Raw genomic sequence first — 14,146 nt, 5'->3', positions numbered from 1 at the left:
AAATTAAGAATTCCTCATGTTTGTATTATTTACCAAGAAAGCTCTTCTTGAAGAAGTCTAGTTGGAAATCTAATGTAAGTGGATCATTGAAATAGAATTCCATCATGTTTGCTTCGTATACGCGATTATTTTTTACTGCTGGGATGTTTTTATATGATTCTGTCTCTTGGAATGAGTTATCAGTATCTTTGTTTTTACTTACGATTAAGTAATCACCAGCAAACTCAGGTAATACCTCAGTAGATAATGCGTAGTAACCTTCTTTTAATGCTTTTTCTTTTACTTTTTCAGGCATTTTTAATTTCATTTCTTGGTACAGAATTTCTGTTCCGCGGCCCCAGTTCTCGCCGTATACATAAAGCTGTTTGTTGAAGTTTTCTACAACAGAAACTGTAGCATCTTCACCGATTTTTGCTTTAATTTCTTTACCAGCTTCTTGTGCACGTTTCTTGAAGTCATCAACCCAAGTTTTTGCTTCTTTTTCTTTGTTTAATAACTTACCAATTTCTAAATGCTGTGTTAAGTAATCAACTTTTCCGTAAGTGTATGTTACAGTAGGAGCGATTTTCTTTAACTTATCAACATTTTTAATATTTGATAAACCGATGATTAAATCTGGATTAAGTTCAGCGATTTTTTCAACATTTTCATCTGATACTTCAGCAACGTCTTTAAGTTTGCTATCAAAACGTGGGTTTTGTTTAGACCATGAATCTACCCCAACAAGGTTTACACCTAATGACATTACGTTACCAGCGAATGATGATAAAACAACAACGCGTTTTGGATTTGCAGGAACTTCTACTTTACCATTTTCAGATTGATATGTAATGGTTTCTGATTTACTACCTTTTGCATCATTCTTTTTGTCTGTAGAGCCATTGCTACAAGCGCTCATAACAAGGACGAAAAGAACTGTTAGTGAAATAAATAACTTTTTCATCGTCTGTCTCCTTTAAATAGATGATATGTGTATACGATAATTTGTTTAACTGCAATCTTTTTGAAAGAGTAGTGGTAATACAAAATGTTTATTAAAAATTTTGAATGTGAGATGTCACAATATAGTATTAACCATACTAATAAAAGAAGATGTAATCTCAAATTTTCTAATTATTAACAAATTGATAATGATTATCACTATTGATTCATTAAATAATATAATTTTATCTAGTTGTATTGTCAATAGTAATTTTAATTGTAAATTTTGCGGAAACAGGTTATATTTTATTGAGAATGATAATCAATGATTAGTAGCTGAGGAGTGAGCATGAATGAATCGAGAAGAATTGTTTGATGTAACTGTGATAGGCGGAGGACCTGCAGGGCTTTATTCAGCTTTTTATAGTGGACTCAGAGAAATGAAAACGAAAATAATAGAATTTCAACCACAGCTAGGTGGAAAAATACATGTTTATCCAGAGAAGATGATTTGGGATGTAGGTGGACTATTACCAGTTACAGGTGATAAATTAATTGAGCAACTTGTACAACAAGGGTTAACATTTCAGCCGGAAGTTGTATTAAATACAAAAGTAGAATCGATTATTCGTAATAAAGATGGCACTTTTACGTTAAAAGCAAACGATGGAAAAGAACACTTTTCAAAAACAGTTATTGTGGCAACTGGAAGTGGTATATTGAAACCACAAAAGTTATCAATTGAAGGTGCTGAGCGATTTGAAGTATCGAATTTAAATTATACAGTGAAGTCTTTAATGCGTTTCAAAGATAAAACGATCATTATTTCCGGCGGAGGAAATTCGGCCGTTGATTGGGCAAATGAATTAGAACCAATCGCGAAAAAAGTATATGTAACATATAGAAAAGAAGAATTATCTGGTCATGAAGCACAAGTGAAGCAACTGCTGAACAGCTCAGCTGAGTGTTTCTTTCATACATCGATTACAAAATTAATTGCTGGTGATAGTCATGAAGCGATTGAATATGTAGAATTAACGAATCATGAGACAGGTGAAGTTTCTCATTTACCTATTGATGAAGTTATTATTAATCATGGATATGAACGTGACATTACATTATTAGAAAATAGTGAGTTAGACGTTGCGATTATAGATAATTTTTATATTGCAGGGAATGCAAATAGTGAGTCTTCAGTAGACGGATTATATGCTGCTGGGGATATTTTAAAGCATGAAGGAAAATTACACTTAATTGCGGGAGCATTCCAAGATGCTGGAAATGCTGTGAATAAAGCGAAACAATTTATTCAGCCAGATGCAAGTGAGTATGGAATGGTTTCTTCGCATAATGAGGTATTTAAGAAGAGAAATCGAGAATTGATTAAGCAGATGATGAAATAGTAAAGGAACAAGTATACCCCCATTTACTTCTCTATTCGAATGACGAGAGAGGTAAATGGGGGTTTTCCTGTTTACTATATTTTCAATCATTATAATGACACCGGTTTCATCAGTTCATGTGACATGAACATTTTATTTGTGAATCTTCCTAGAAAATAATGAATCTATGTTTTGCTGACGCAGAACTGTATTACATTATGCTGTTCCTTTAGCTCGTTCGTTAGGAAATGGCATGTTTAATATAGAAGCAATGTACTGTTTTCCATGCATTCGAGCTAATGATTCTAATATTTGGCGAACACGTTTTGTAAGATGACCTTGTTTTTTTATTTCCTCACAATATGCGTCATAGAAAACGTATTTAGCCCAAAGGAAATCATCTTGTTGGAATAAGAAATGATTTTTGTACCATTCTCCAATTGTATGGTAACAATTGTTTTCCTGTATTGCTACGCTTTGAGAAAGAATACGATCAGATAAAGATGCAGTTAAATGAGAAATTGTGTTTTCTGTTTCAATTTGTAATGTTTTTTCTAACATTGTAATGATGTGACGAGTAGCCATATGTTAACTCTCCTTTGTGTAAATGGGTAATACCATTCTATATTTAAAAAATTCTTACTATATACTATTATACAATATATGGAATGCATCTACCTGCTTTTTAGGTTGCATTTACAAAATCTTTTTTATTTGTTTACAAAAATAAAGTAAGATACAGTATATAGGAAAAAATAATAAAGGAATGAACGAGTTGTATATAACAGTAGAAGAAGCTGCGGAGTATTTGAATTTACCAAAGTCGTATATTGAAGAGTTAATTCAGCAAAAGAAAATTCGTGCACTATTTGATGGAGAGCAATATTTATTAAATAAAGAACAATTCAATACACATTTAGAACAAATGGAGAAATATAAGCAATTAGTGGAAGAAATATTGAACGAACCAATTCCAGAAGATATGGATGTTAAAGACGAAGATTAAACTATGGGAAATCCCTTATGAAGATATGCAGAAATGTATCTTCATAAGGGATTTTTTGTTTAAAGATATTAAAAGCATAAGGAGTTCTTAGCCTTTCCTCAAATTTTGATAGGTAGTAGTCTACCATGTTAAAAGCATATTTTTTTCTAGCTAGGACAAACATAGAGAACGTAACCTGTACAGATACATATACTATCAGTGCAAAAGCTTATAAATTAATGGAAGGGGTTTTCTCGTGAGTTTATTTCATTGTGATTTTTTGAAAGACTTAATTGGATCTTTTGTGAGAGTAAACAGGGGTGGTCCAGAATCTCAAAAAGGAACAATAATATCAGTATGTCCGGACTACTTCGTATTGCAGAATGAAAAAGGTGAGCTTTATTACTATCAACTTAAACATCTAAAGAGTATCACAAAAAATGCGAAAGAATGTGGATCAAGTGATTGCGAGTGGGAAGATTGCGCCTGTGCAGAAGACTTTGAAGCACTGCTTGAAAGTTTCAAATATTGCTGGGTGAAAATTAATCGCGGTGGTCCAGAGAAAGTGGAAGGCATTTTACAAGATGTTTCTTGTGACTTCGTAACATTAATCGTAAAAGAAGAAATTATATTAATTGCCATAAAGCATATTAAAAGTGTTAACTATAATGCTTTAGCTTGTGGAGAGAGCGATGAGAGCGACGATAGTAAGGAAAGTAGCAATAATTCAGGTCGTGCTCGTGCACAAAGACAATCAAGTAGAGGAAGATAATAAGAAAGGGGGATACGAAATTGGAGAATGTATTATGTTGTGACCAAATTAAATGTTTAGTTGGTGAGACTGTCAAAGTAAACCTTCGCGGACCAGAAAGTCGAGTTGGTGAGCTTGTATCGTTAGGCAAAGATTATTTAACGTTACAATTACCACATGGTGAATTAGTATATTATCACTTGAAGCATGTGAAGAGTCTAGTTAAGAAAGTAAAAGAAAGTAAATGTGGCGATTGCTATAGTTCATGTTTCTGCTCTGATGAGGATACTTTTCTAGATATATTAAAAGACTTGAAGTATAAGTGGGTAAAAATTAATCGTGGTGGTCCAGAATGTGTGGAAGGTTTGTTAAGTGAGGTACACCATGGCTGCATTACACTAGTAAACTGCGATGAAGTGATTTATGTAGTTAAGTCTCATATTAAGAGTGTGAGTCAAGTAGTTAAATGTAAAAAGAATGAAGATGAATAATGTTTAATAAATAAGAGGGGCATTATGAGGGAAAGAGAAGAACAATTTCTTATTTCAATAGTATGAAAAGGAATTACTTACTATTAAAACAGAACTTTGCCCTGATTATTTTTTTAGAAATGAAAGACAGGAAAGAAGAAATTCATAGGAAGGAGGATATAGATGAATGAGTTAAACAAAAGTATTGGAGAAAATATATATGTTAAATTAATTGGTGAAAAAAGGTTTAAAGGTGTATTAATAGACGTAGGAAATGATATCGTTGTTCTTTACAATGGACAAGACTACGTATATATATCTTTATACCATGTACAATATTATAAATTTTTACGACCACATGATGAAGAAATCTCAAAACCAGATGTGGATTCTGTAATTAAGAGAGAGTCACCTTCAATTTCTTTGAGGAAAGTATTAAGTACTTCCAAAGGGATTTTTACGGAAATTTATGTAGCAGGAAATGCTCCAATACATGGGTATGTTACAAGTGTAATGAACGATTATATTGTTTTTTATAGTCCAGTTTATAAAACTGTATATATATCTTTAAAACACTTGAAATGGTTAATTCCGTATAAAGAAAATCAAGTGCCTTACGCCCTCAATAAAAATGAACTCCCCGTGAATCCCTTAAATATTACGTTAGCTCGAACGTTTGAAGAACAACTTATTAAAATGTCTGGAAAAATTATGGTGTTCGATTTAGGTGAGGAATATAATAAAATCGGAAAGATGGCGAAGATTGATGAAGGGCATATTGAAATATTAAAAGCGCGTGATGCGAAAATGTATGTAAATATTCAACATGTAAAATCTGTCCATTGTCCGTAAGTTAATTGAAAGGGCTGGCTTTTTCTTTTATATGCAGAAGAAAAGGTCGAGCCTATTTGTTTAGCTTGATCTGAATATGAGGGGGAAAATGAATTGAATATAAATATGTTAGTATGGCTGTTGAAGAGGAAATTTTGTACTAAATTATAAAAAATATGTACGAGCTATCTTTTGATGTATTCAATTTATTTTTTTGAGGGAGAACTGCTTAACTAATATATTAAAGGGGTTTTGTTGGTGGAGCAGTTTCTAAATTCGTTATCGATTACATTACTTGGTAGTGCTGGTGGAGCAGCAAAAGCAGTTTTAGCGATTTTAAATCAAGCGATAGTAAATGAAAAAGACCCGATTTATGAAGTGATAAAGAATGTTACATTTTATTTGGTTGATATAAAACAAAAAGATAGGACGTATTATGACGAGTTGTTTCCAAATTTGGAAGATCAATTGTTTTTATCCGAAATAGATCTCCAAGATGTAGTGACATTTAAAAAACATTTAAAAGAAAGTAGTACGAGCGTTGTGATTGATGTTTCAGGGGCAGATACGATCAGAGTATTAAGCTGTTGTAATGAACTTGGAATTTGTTATATTAATTCAGCTTTGGAAAACGAGGCAGTAGATCAGGACGATAGTTTAATCGGCTTTCAGCTTACGGAAAGATATACGAGATTTGAGAAGGAAAAAGATAAATTTACAAATACAAAAGCAATTATAGGCTCAGGTATGAATCCAGGTGTCGTTCAATGGATGGTTGTTGAACTTATGAAGGAACGCCCGAATGAAAAGCCAAGAGCATGCTATATAGTAGAACATGATACGTCATTTTTGAATGATACAGCACTTATAAAGCCTCATACACTGTATGCTTCATGGGCAGTAGAGCGATTTCTAGATGAAGCGATATGGAGTTATCCGATGTATATGAGTCATCATCGTCCTCTTTACTTTTATGAAGATGTATATGCTTCAGAGTATAAAGTAAAGTTGGGAGAGAAAGAATTTTATGGTTGTTTGATGCCGCATGAGGAAGTTTTAATTTTAGGGAAAAACTTTAACATGGAAGTAGGGTTTCTTTACCGAATTAACGAGTATACAACAAATATAATTAGACAGAATTTAGATAAGGTAGAAGATCTATGGAATTGGAATCGTAAAGTATTTAACCCAGCCGAAGAAGAGATTGCGGGCGAGGATCTAGTCGGTGTATTACTCGTTTATGAAAATAGCGAGACCTATATGTATAACGTGATGAATAGCAGTCAAGTTTTTCATAAATATAAAACGAATGCGACATACTTCCAAGTAGGATGTGGCATTTATGCTGGCTTGTGTAGTTTACTGTTCGATAACTTTAAACAAGGTGCCTATTATGTAGAGGAATTATTATTAAATACAGAAAGTAAGTACGGAGAATATTTGAATTTATATATGAAGAATTTTGTAGTGGGGGAAAATGATTTTACGGATGGCTTGCTACATGATCGGGTAAGATGGATATAAGTTGTGACGAAAAGGAAGGGGAAATCCCCTTCTTTTTCGCGTTATAAGGTTACATATTGCTACGAAAGTAATTTTATCCTTATAACTTAATGAGATAATATGTAGAGTTTTTGTATTGATCATGAGGAGTATTTTATATGAAAAAATTTAAAAGCTTAATTTATGGGGAAAGAGAAGCTTTAAAAGTATTAAAAAAATTAACGGATTTGTTAGGGGAACCAAAGCCAACAAATTATGAATGATGTAAAATAGGAGAAATCCTTTTATATGTTGTGCAGTTAATGGAAAGTTATGCAGCGCAATATAGAGTGAAGTTTCACTGGAAAATAGATGAGAATGTATCACCTATAAACGGTGATGATAAACAATTAAAACAAGTGTTATTAAAAATGGGATAGAATCGATGCGAGAAGGGGGAGACATTCATATCCGTGTATACGGAAAAACGGAAGGATATTTATGTATTTCCATTTTGGGATGGAGAACGAGAAGTTAGACAAAATCGGTAAAGTTTTTTACACAACAAAGCAGAATGGTACGGGACTTAGATTAGTGATTACATATAAAGTTATTGAGGAGTATCAAGGAAGTGTTGTGATTCAAAGTAGCGTGGAAATAGGAACGAAAGTGGGAATTTTTTTAATGATAGTATAATGTGCTATAAGAAAATATTTTTCAGAAAAGTGTTCTTGTTGCGTAAATATAAACATTTTATAAAATGTTTCAAGAAGGGTTTTTTTTATAAAATACTTCGTTTATAATGGAGGAAAATATCGACATGAGATTTGTTATTCATGTAACGGTTCGGTAGTGTTAGAAAAAGAAGGGGTGCACGCGCATCCTTTTTTCTATGCAGATATTATGAAAGAGGTGGTATGATGGAATTAACATTAAATTCGACTGTATGCTTACACGCGATTCAATTTCGAAAAGAGCAAAAGAATTATATTGTAAAAGATACAATTACAGGAGAAAAATATGAAATGCCGCCACTTTGGATTGATGCATTGGCAATGATGCGTGACGGTTTTTTATTAGGGGAAATTGAGGAGAAATTAAAAGAAGAGTATCCGGAAGAAGAAATAAATATGTTAGCATTTACGAGGCAACTGTTAGAGCTAGAGCTTGTCGGAATGGTCGATGGGGAAGAAATAGCTTGTACAAAGAAGAAAGAGAAAGATTATTTAGCTTGGTTACGTCCTCGCGTTGAGCAATTCTTTCTTAGTTTAAATAAAAGAAATAGAAGCAAAGGTCAATGATGATCTTTGCTTTTTTGTATAGTTTGTTTAAAAAATTACAGCGAATGCTCTTGCGAAAGCACCGTCGCTATTTTTAATTTTTAAAGGTGCCGCTGAGAAAAAGAAACGTTTCGCATTAATGGCATCTAAGTTTGTTAAGTTTTCGATTAAATAAATATTATTCCCAAGTAGTATGTGATGAATTGGCGATGTTTCTGTCGTTACCTCGTCAGGAGAAATGAAATCTAAACCGACAGATTTTACTTTTAATTGAACTAATTCTTCAGCTAATTCTTCGGAAAGATAAAAGGCTTCTTGTTCATACGCTTCTGTATTCCATTTATTAGATAGGTTGGAATGGAAAATGACAATATCACCTTCTTTTATGTCAGCATTGTGTAATACTTCTTTAGGTAGTTTTCGTTCTTGTACATGAGTTACGTCGATAAGAACAGCTTCACCTACAAATTGGTCTAGGGGCAATTGATCAATAGTCGTTGCGCCTGAAATGAAATGAGCAGGAGCATCACAATGTGTACCAACATGAACGACAGAATGAAAATCTGTAACTTGATAACCTGTTTCTTCAACGCTTGTAATGGCTTCTAAATTGATTTTTGGTGTTCCAGGAAATTGAGACATATTTTTTTCAAATGTTTGGGATAGGTCAATTACTTTCACTTTAAATACCTCCAAGTATATATTTTGAAATATAAAAAACTCACCTTTCATAATCAAGAAAGATGAGTTTTGCACACAATAGTTACGTTTTATCTTTCAAAATGCAATGCATTTTGCAGGAATTAGCACCTATTCAGTTTGTATAAACTGAGGTTGCTGGGCTTCAAAGGGCCGGTCCCTCTGCCTCTCTTGATAAAGGTATATTCAATTTAAAGTTCGGAATTTTCGTGATAATAAAATTGTAATTCATTTCCTTTTTCTGTGCAACACAAAATAGGTATTCACCCAAATAAAGTTGCTCGCATATTGTAGCTTATGTAAATAGAATGCTGCGAAGGAGTGAGTGCAGTGACAGGGAATGTATTGAATTATTATGCTGGTGGAAATACAGCTAGAGGATTTCATAATTTATATGAAGAGAATTTAAAAGGACTAAACAGATTATTTATTTTAAAGGGTGGACCTGGAACGGGAAAATCTTCTTTAATTAAGGTAATAGGTCGTGAATGGGTTGAAAAGGGATATGATATTGAATTTTTACACTGTTCTTCTGATAATAAATCGGTTGATGGTGTCATTATCCCGAAGTTAAAAGTAGGAATTGTTGATGGAACATCACCGCATGTTATTGAGCCAAAAATGCCAGGAGTTGTCGAGGAGTATATTAATTTAGGAATTGCTTGGGATTCAGATAAGTTAAGAAAGCAGAAAGTGGAAATTGAACGATTTGTTTCAGAAGCAAGCAAAGCTTTTCAAGCTGCTTACGCTCGTTTTAACGAGGCATTAGTTATACATGATGAGTGGGAGAAAATATATATTAGTAATATTGATTTTAATAAAGCGAACGAACTAACCGAGCAGCTTATTCAGAAATTATTTACAGATAAAGTTGGGAAACAATCGCTTGTGAAACATCGGTTTTTAGGAGCAGCTACACCGAAAGGAGCAGTTGATTTTGTTCCTAATTTAACAGAAGGATTACCACATCGTTATTTTATAAAAGGACGCCCAGGTTCTGGGAAATCAACAATGCTCAAAAAATTAGCTAAGGCAGCAGAAGAAAAAGGATTTGAAGTTGAAGTATATCATTGTGGGTTTGATCCAAATAGTCTTGATATGGTGATCGTAAGAGAATTAGGGTTTGCGATTTTCGATAGCACCGCACCACATGAATATTTTCCGAGCCGCGAAGGTGATGAAATTATAGATATGTATGCCCTTATTGTAACACCAGGGACGGATGAGAAGTATGCGGAGGAAATTCGTGACGTCTCTATTCAATATAAAGCAAAAATGAATGAGGCGATGTCTTTTTTAGCGAAAGCGAAATCAGTTCGTGATAAATTAGAACGAATTTATATTGCTGCTATGGACTTTTCAAAAGTAGATGCATACAAAGAGGAGATTCAAAAAGAGTTTGAACGAATTGCGGTTAGTGTAACTGAAAAGAACAAGTAAAAAATAACGAATTTTGACAGGCTGTCGGAAATTTTCTGACAGCTATTTTAGTATGTAGTAAACTTAGTAATATATTTGTCGAATTTCCAAGGAAATAATCAAAAAATGGAGAGGGTATGAAATGAGAGAGAAAATTAAGTTGGAGTTAGAACGAATTGAGAAAGAAAATGATGTGAAAATTTTATTTGCTGTGGAGTCAGGGAGTCGTGCATGGGGATTTCCATCAAAAGATAGTGATTATGATGTTAGATTCGTTTATATGCACCCGGTAGAATGGTATTTATCCATTCATGATAAACGAGATGTAATTGAGTATCCGATTAGTGATGATTTAGATATAAGCGGATGGGATATTAAAAAAGCGTTACAACTATTTGCAAAGTCAAACCCAGCTTTACTTGAATGGATTCGATCACCGATTTTTTATTCGAAAAACTCTAATTTTCCAGAACAGCTTCAGCAAATGAGTGAAAAGAACTTCGATCCGAAAGCAACGATATATCATTATTTACATATGGCTTCAAAAAATTATCGTGAATTTTTGCAAGGTGAGAATGTAAAATTAAAAAAGTACTTTTATGTATTGCGTCCTATTTTGGCTTGTAAGTGGCTAGAGGAGAAAACAACTTTGCCTCCTGTAGAATTCGATCGATTAATTACAGAATTATCATTGGAGCGTAGCGTATTAGATGAAATTGAACAGTTGTTAATAAAGAAAAAGGCAGGTACTGAATTAGATGTTGGATTAAAAATTGATGTGTTGAATCAATTTTTAGAAGAACAAATTCATTACTATCAGCAATATGTAAAAGGAATCGAAAAGGGATCAGGGATAGATATTGAGAGTTTAAATACATTGTTTCGAGATATGTTATTCGAAGTATACAAAAAAGAGCACGAATAAATTTGTGCCCTTTTTTACTTTGCAGGAATAAGGAAAACTGATATAGCCGCGAGAAGACCTGCGAATGAGAATAAATAGAAATTCCATGCTAAGTCATATTGCATTGTCATAATAATACCGACAAGAATAGGACCAGCAATCGCACCAACTCGTCCAAGTCCAAGTCCCCAGCCTAAGGAAGTAGCTCGGATATGTGATGGGAAGTATTGTGTTACATATGCATTTAATATTTGAGTAATACCGACTGATCCAATTCCAGCAAGACCAATTAAAAGATAAATGATTGTAACAGATGGTTTAATTGTTAATAGTCCAATACATACAGCTGCCATAAGATAGGAAATGCTAATAATAATTTTGGCTCCTATACGATCTGCGATTGCTCCAGCAAATAATGCACCGATAGCGGCGGTAATATTTAGCATAAGTAGAAATGATAAACTAGATCCAAGAGGATATCCTGCCTGTCGCATCATCTGAGGTAACCAAGTATTTAAACCGTATATTAAAAACATCCCCATTATATAAGTGATCCAAAAAAGCAGCGTTGCTTTTATGTATTCTTTTGAGAATAAAGTAAGAAATCCATTTTTCTTTCGTATATTAGATGGGGGTTGATGAGTTTTCTCTTTTGCATGGAATTCAATTTGAAAACGATTAAGAATTTTATCCACTTCTTCTTGGCGGTTACGTGATAACAAAAATTGAATGGATTCAGGTAAATAACGAATAATGAAAGGAATGAGGAGTAGTGGAATCATTCCGATACCAAACATAGTTCTCCATCCGAAGTCTTCTAACATAAACATGGACAAAATAGCGCCTAACACGATACCTAAAGGATAGCCAGTAAACATAAGAGCATAAATAAAAGATTGTCGCTTTTTTGGTGAATATTCAACAGTAAGTGTGGAAGCTGTTGGAATGACACCGCCTAGTCCAATTCCTCCGATAAATCGCCATAGTCCAAATAATTCAGGAGAAGGAGCAAGTGCAGCTAGGCCCATTGTAATAGAAAAAAGTGTTAAACAGCATATAAGTGTCCATTTTCGTCCAATTAGATCTGTAATAGTTCCAACTAGAATAGCGCCAATAAACATTCCAAACAAAGCATAGCTTGCAATTGTACCAGCATGAGTTGGTGATAGTGCCCAGCTGTTGTCTTCCAGTAGCTTAGGCAGAACGGCCCCGTAAATACCTAAATCATAGCCGTCAGCTAGAATGGCTAGCCAACAAATAAAAACAACAAGCCTTGTAATAGAGTTCGAAAAAATAGTTTTTGTAGATTCTGGATGAGGTGGAGCTGAAGGTTGCATAATGTTCACCCCTTTTGATTTGTAGATGAATATATTATTTCATTTGATGTTAATATTTCCCTTCTTGTGTCGGAATTTATATGAAAAAGTTTTATTTATTTACTCATTATCAACTCGTTTTAACGGTTGATCTGCCGGACCTTCAATAACATCTCCTTCAATTGAAAAACGGGAACCGTGGCAAGGGCAGTCCCAAGTACAATCACCATTATTCCATTCAACTTCGCAGCCGAGATGTGTACAAGTTGTATCGACAATATGTAATTTTCCATCTTTGTCCTTATAAGCACCTGCTCGTTTCCCGTTAACATGTACGACAGATCCTTCACCAACTTCGAGATCTTCTGGCTTACGTAATGCAGTTTCAATCTTTCCCTCAATTAAATGTTTCGCAACATCAATGTTTTGGGAGAAGAATGTTTTTATATCTGGATTTGCATGAAAGCGTGAAGGTGCATATAGTTCTTTATATGGACTGTCTATTTTTAGAATGGAATCCTTCAGTAAATGAGCGGCAGCAGTTCCAGTTGTCATCCCCCATTTACGATATCCAGTTGCAACAAATATATTTGGATTGCTCTCGTTAATATGTCCGATATAAGGGACCTTATCTAGCGTGATTAAATCTTGTGCTGACCATCTATAAGGAACCTCATCTACCCCAAACGTTGCTTCTGCAAAAGAATACAGTGCTTCATAATGAAGCATCGTGTTTATTCCTTGGCCTGTTTTATGACTTTCTCCGCCAATTAAAATTAATTTTTCCCCATTGCTTGTTGTGTAGCGTAAGGAGCGTTTTGGGTCATCAATACTTAAATACATGCCACCTGGATAATCTGTTTTTGTTTTAATAGCAAGAGCATAAGAGCGTTCTGCGTACATTCGCGTAAAGAAAAAGCTATTCGCATCATAAAAAGGAAAGTGTGAACAAGAGACAACATATTCACAAGTAATGCGATGTCCGCCCTTTGTAATGACTTGTGGAGAATCTCCTTTTTCTACATCCATAGCAGTCGTTTGTTCATAAACTTTTCCACCCATCTCCACAAATTTTTCTAAAAGCGTTTTCAAATAAAGAAGGGGATGAAACTGGGCTTGATTTTTCATGACAAGTGCAGATTGTACTGGAATTGGAATCGATAGAGATTGAACATAGTCACAAGGTATATTTAATTTTTGATAAGCTTCATATTCTTTCGATAAATTTCTTAATCCCTTATCAGTGGTTGTATATAAATATGAATCTTCATTTGAGAAATTACAGTCGATTTTATATGTTTGCACAGTTTCATTAATAAATTGTAGAGCATGATTATTTGATTCATAGTAAAGCCCGGCCTTTTCCATACCGAAATGGTTTATTAATTCATCATAAATAAGATCATGTTGCGCTGTTATCTTCGCTGTTGTATGTCCAGTCGTCCCGTTTAAAATAAGACCAGAATCAATTAATACAACATCGATGCCTTCTTTTGCAAGTAAATAGGCAGTAGTAATACCTGTAATACCAGCACCTATAATAGCGACTTTTGTCTTTATATTTTCAGATAAAGGGGGAAAAGCAGGGAGTTGAGTAGATTCAATCCAATAAGATGATGGGAATTGTGGAAATGTATCGCTTGTCATTAAGGAAACCTCCTGATTTAGAACAATTTTCCTTTTAATATTTCCATATGAGATGAAAT

General features: G+C 33.8%; 14 protein-coding genes, 1 pseudogene and 1 riboswitch. Of the genes and pseudogenes, 10 read left to right on the top strand and 5 right to left on the bottom strand.

Features of this window, described 5'->3' with window-relative positions; translation table 11 throughout:
- Window positions 1-25 precede the first annotated feature (25 nt).
- The gene (locus tag MR147_RS19385) at window positions 26-943 is read right to left on the bottom strand and encodes an iron-hydroxamate ABC transporter substrate-binding protein (RefSeq protein ID WP_000732578.1); all 918 of its coding nucleotides are present in this window, start codon (window positions 941-943) and stop codon (window positions 26-28) included.
- A gap of 331 nt (window positions 944-1,274) precedes the next feature.
- Here MR147_RS19385 and MR147_RS19380 point away from each other — a divergent pair, with 331 nt between their 5' ends.
- The gene (locus MR147_RS19380) at window positions 1,275-2,324 is read left to right on the top strand and encodes an NAD(P)/FAD-dependent oxidoreductase (RefSeq protein WP_074606191.1); all 1,050 of its coding nucleotides are present in this window, start codon (window positions 1,275-1,277) and stop codon (window positions 2,322-2,324) included.
- Window positions 2,325-2,519: 195 nt separating this feature from the next.
- Here MR147_RS19380 and MR147_RS19375 read toward each other — a convergent pair whose 3' ends face one another.
- Complete coding sequence (locus tag MR147_RS19375; protein WP_000235473.1) at window positions 2,520-2,888, bottom strand: hypothetical protein; 369 nt, start codon at window positions 2,886-2,888, stop codon at window positions 2,520-2,522.
- 181 nt (window positions 2,889-3,069) lie between these two features.
- On the opposite strand from MR147_RS19375, the gene MR147_RS19370 reads away from it, so the two are divergent.
- From MR147_RS19370 to MR147_RS19330, 7 genes and pseudogenes are all read left to right on the top strand, one after another.
- Window positions 3,070-3,309, top strand: a complete 240-nt coding sequence (locus MR147_RS19370; protein ID WP_001004507.1) for a helix-turn-helix domain-containing protein — start codon at window positions 3,070-3,072, stop codon at window positions 3,307-3,309.
- Window positions 3,310-3,544: 235 nt separating this feature from the next.
- A complete protein-coding gene (locus tag MR147_RS19365) occupies window positions 3,545-4,060 on the top strand; it encodes a spore coat protein (RefSeq protein ID WP_074606192.1) in 516 nt (171 codons plus the stop codon).
- 20 nt (window positions 4,061-4,080) lie between these two features.
- A complete protein-coding gene (locus tag MR147_RS19360; RefSeq protein ID WP_000432501.1) occupies window positions 4,081-4,530 on the top strand; it encodes a spore coat protein in 450 nt (149 codons plus the stop codon).
- A gap of 162 nt (window positions 4,531-4,692) precedes the next feature.
- Window positions 4,693-5,361: an LSm family protein gene (locus MR147_RS19355; RefSeq protein WP_001004273.1), complete on the top strand. Its 669-nt coding sequence runs from the start codon at window positions 4,693-4,695 to the stop codon at window positions 5,359-5,361.
- A 237-nt stretch (window positions 5,362-5,598) separates the two neighbouring features.
- Complete coding sequence (locus MR147_RS19350; protein WP_074606193.1) at window positions 5,599-6,864, top strand: S-adenosylmethionine decarboxylase related protein; 1,266 nt, start codon at window positions 5,599-5,601, stop codon at window positions 6,862-6,864.
- Window positions 6,865-7,070: 206 nt separating this feature from the next.
- Window positions 7,071-7,518, top strand: a pseudogene (locus tag MR147_RS27180) (ATP-binding protein); the annotation flags it as partial.
- Between the two features lie 224 nt (window positions 7,519-7,742).
- Window positions 7,743-8,123 carry a hypothetical protein gene (locus tag MR147_RS19330; RefSeq protein WP_000424100.1) on the top strand — a complete coding sequence of 127 codons (381 nt, stop codon included), beginning with the start codon at window positions 7,743-7,745 and terminating at the stop codon, window positions 8,121-8,123.
- A 27-nt stretch (window positions 8,124-8,150) separates the two neighbouring features.
- Here the strand turns inward: MR147_RS19330 and MR147_RS19325 are convergent, their stop codons facing one another.
- Window positions 8,151-8,783: a cyclase family protein gene (locus MR147_RS19325; protein ID WP_000862957.1), complete on the bottom strand. Its 633-nt coding sequence runs from the start codon at window positions 8,781-8,783 to the stop codon at window positions 8,151-8,153.
- Between the two features lie 86 nt (window positions 8,784-8,869).
- Window positions 8,870-8,982, bottom strand: a riboswitch (SAM riboswitch).
- Between the two features lie 149 nt (window positions 8,983-9,131).
- Between MR147_RS19325 and MR147_RS19320 the strand changes: the two genes are divergently transcribed.
- Both MR147_RS19320 and MR147_RS19315 read left to right on the top strand, forming a co-directional pair.
- Window positions 9,132-10,241, top strand: a complete 1,110-nt coding sequence (locus MR147_RS19320; RefSeq protein ID WP_000147495.1) for a PRK06851 family protein — start codon at window positions 9,132-9,134, stop codon at window positions 10,239-10,241.
- Window positions 10,242-10,362: 121 nt separating this feature from the next.
- Window positions 10,363-11,145: a nucleotidyltransferase domain-containing protein gene (locus MR147_RS19315; protein ID WP_074606197.1), complete on the top strand. Its 783-nt coding sequence runs from the start codon at window positions 10,363-10,365 to the stop codon at window positions 11,143-11,145.
- A 14-nt stretch (window positions 11,146-11,159) separates the two neighbouring features.
- On the opposite strand, the gene MR147_RS19310 is transcribed toward MR147_RS19315, so the two are convergent.
- Window positions 11,160-12,461, bottom strand: a complete 1,302-nt coding sequence (locus MR147_RS19310; RefSeq protein ID WP_074606198.1) for an MFS transporter — start codon at window positions 12,459-12,461, stop codon at window positions 11,160-11,162.
- A gap of 99 nt (window positions 12,462-12,560) precedes the next feature.
- Window positions 12,561-14,087: an FAD-dependent oxidoreductase gene (locus MR147_RS19305; RefSeq protein WP_074606199.1), complete on the bottom strand. Its 1,527-nt coding sequence runs from the start codon at window positions 14,085-14,087 to the stop codon at window positions 12,561-12,563.
- Window positions 14,088-14,146 lie beyond the last annotated feature (59 nt).

The organism is Bacillus cereus group sp. BfR-BA-01350 (assembly GCF_022663775.1).
Taxonomy (GTDB): domain Bacteria; phylum Bacillota; class Bacilli; order Bacillales; family Bacillaceae_G; genus Bacillus_A; species Bacillus_A paranthracis.
The sequence above is the reverse complement of the archived record's forward strand: the minus strand, read 5'-3'. Positions and strand labels throughout refer to the sequence as shown.

Coding starts and splice junctions, on each gene's coding strand:
- MR147_RS19375 (WP_000235473.1), bottom strand. CDS start 2,888: ATGGCTACTCGTCACATCATTACAATGTTAGAAAAAACATTACAAATT.
- MR147_RS19310 (WP_074606198.1), bottom strand. CDS start 12,461: ATGCAACCTTCAGCTCCACCTCATCCAGAATCTACAAAAACTATTTTT.
- MR147_RS19305 (WP_074606199.1), bottom strand. CDS start 14,087: ATGACAAGCGATACATTTCCACAATTCCCATCATCTTATTGGATTGAA.
- MR147_RS19385 (WP_000732578.1), bottom strand. CDS start 943: ATGAAAAAGTTATTTATTTCACTAACAGTTCTTTTCGTCCTTGTTATG.
- MR147_RS19315 (WP_074606197.1), top strand. CDS start 10,363: ATGAGAGAGAAAATTAAGTTGGAGTTAGAACGAATTGAGAAAGAAAAT.
- MR147_RS19370 (WP_001004507.1), top strand. CDS start 3,070: ATGAACGAGTTGTATATAACAGTAGAAGAAGCTGCGGAGTATTTGAAT.
- MR147_RS19380 (WP_074606191.1), top strand. CDS start 1,275: ATGAATCGAGAAGAATTGTTTGATGTAACTGTGATAGGCGGAGGACCT.
- MR147_RS19355 (WP_001004273.1), top strand. CDS start 4,693: ATGAATGAGTTAAACAAAAGTATTGGAGAAAATATATATGTTAAATTA.
- MR147_RS19330 (WP_000424100.1), top strand. CDS start 7,743: ATGGAATTAACATTAAATTCGACTGTATGCTTACACGCGATTCAATTT.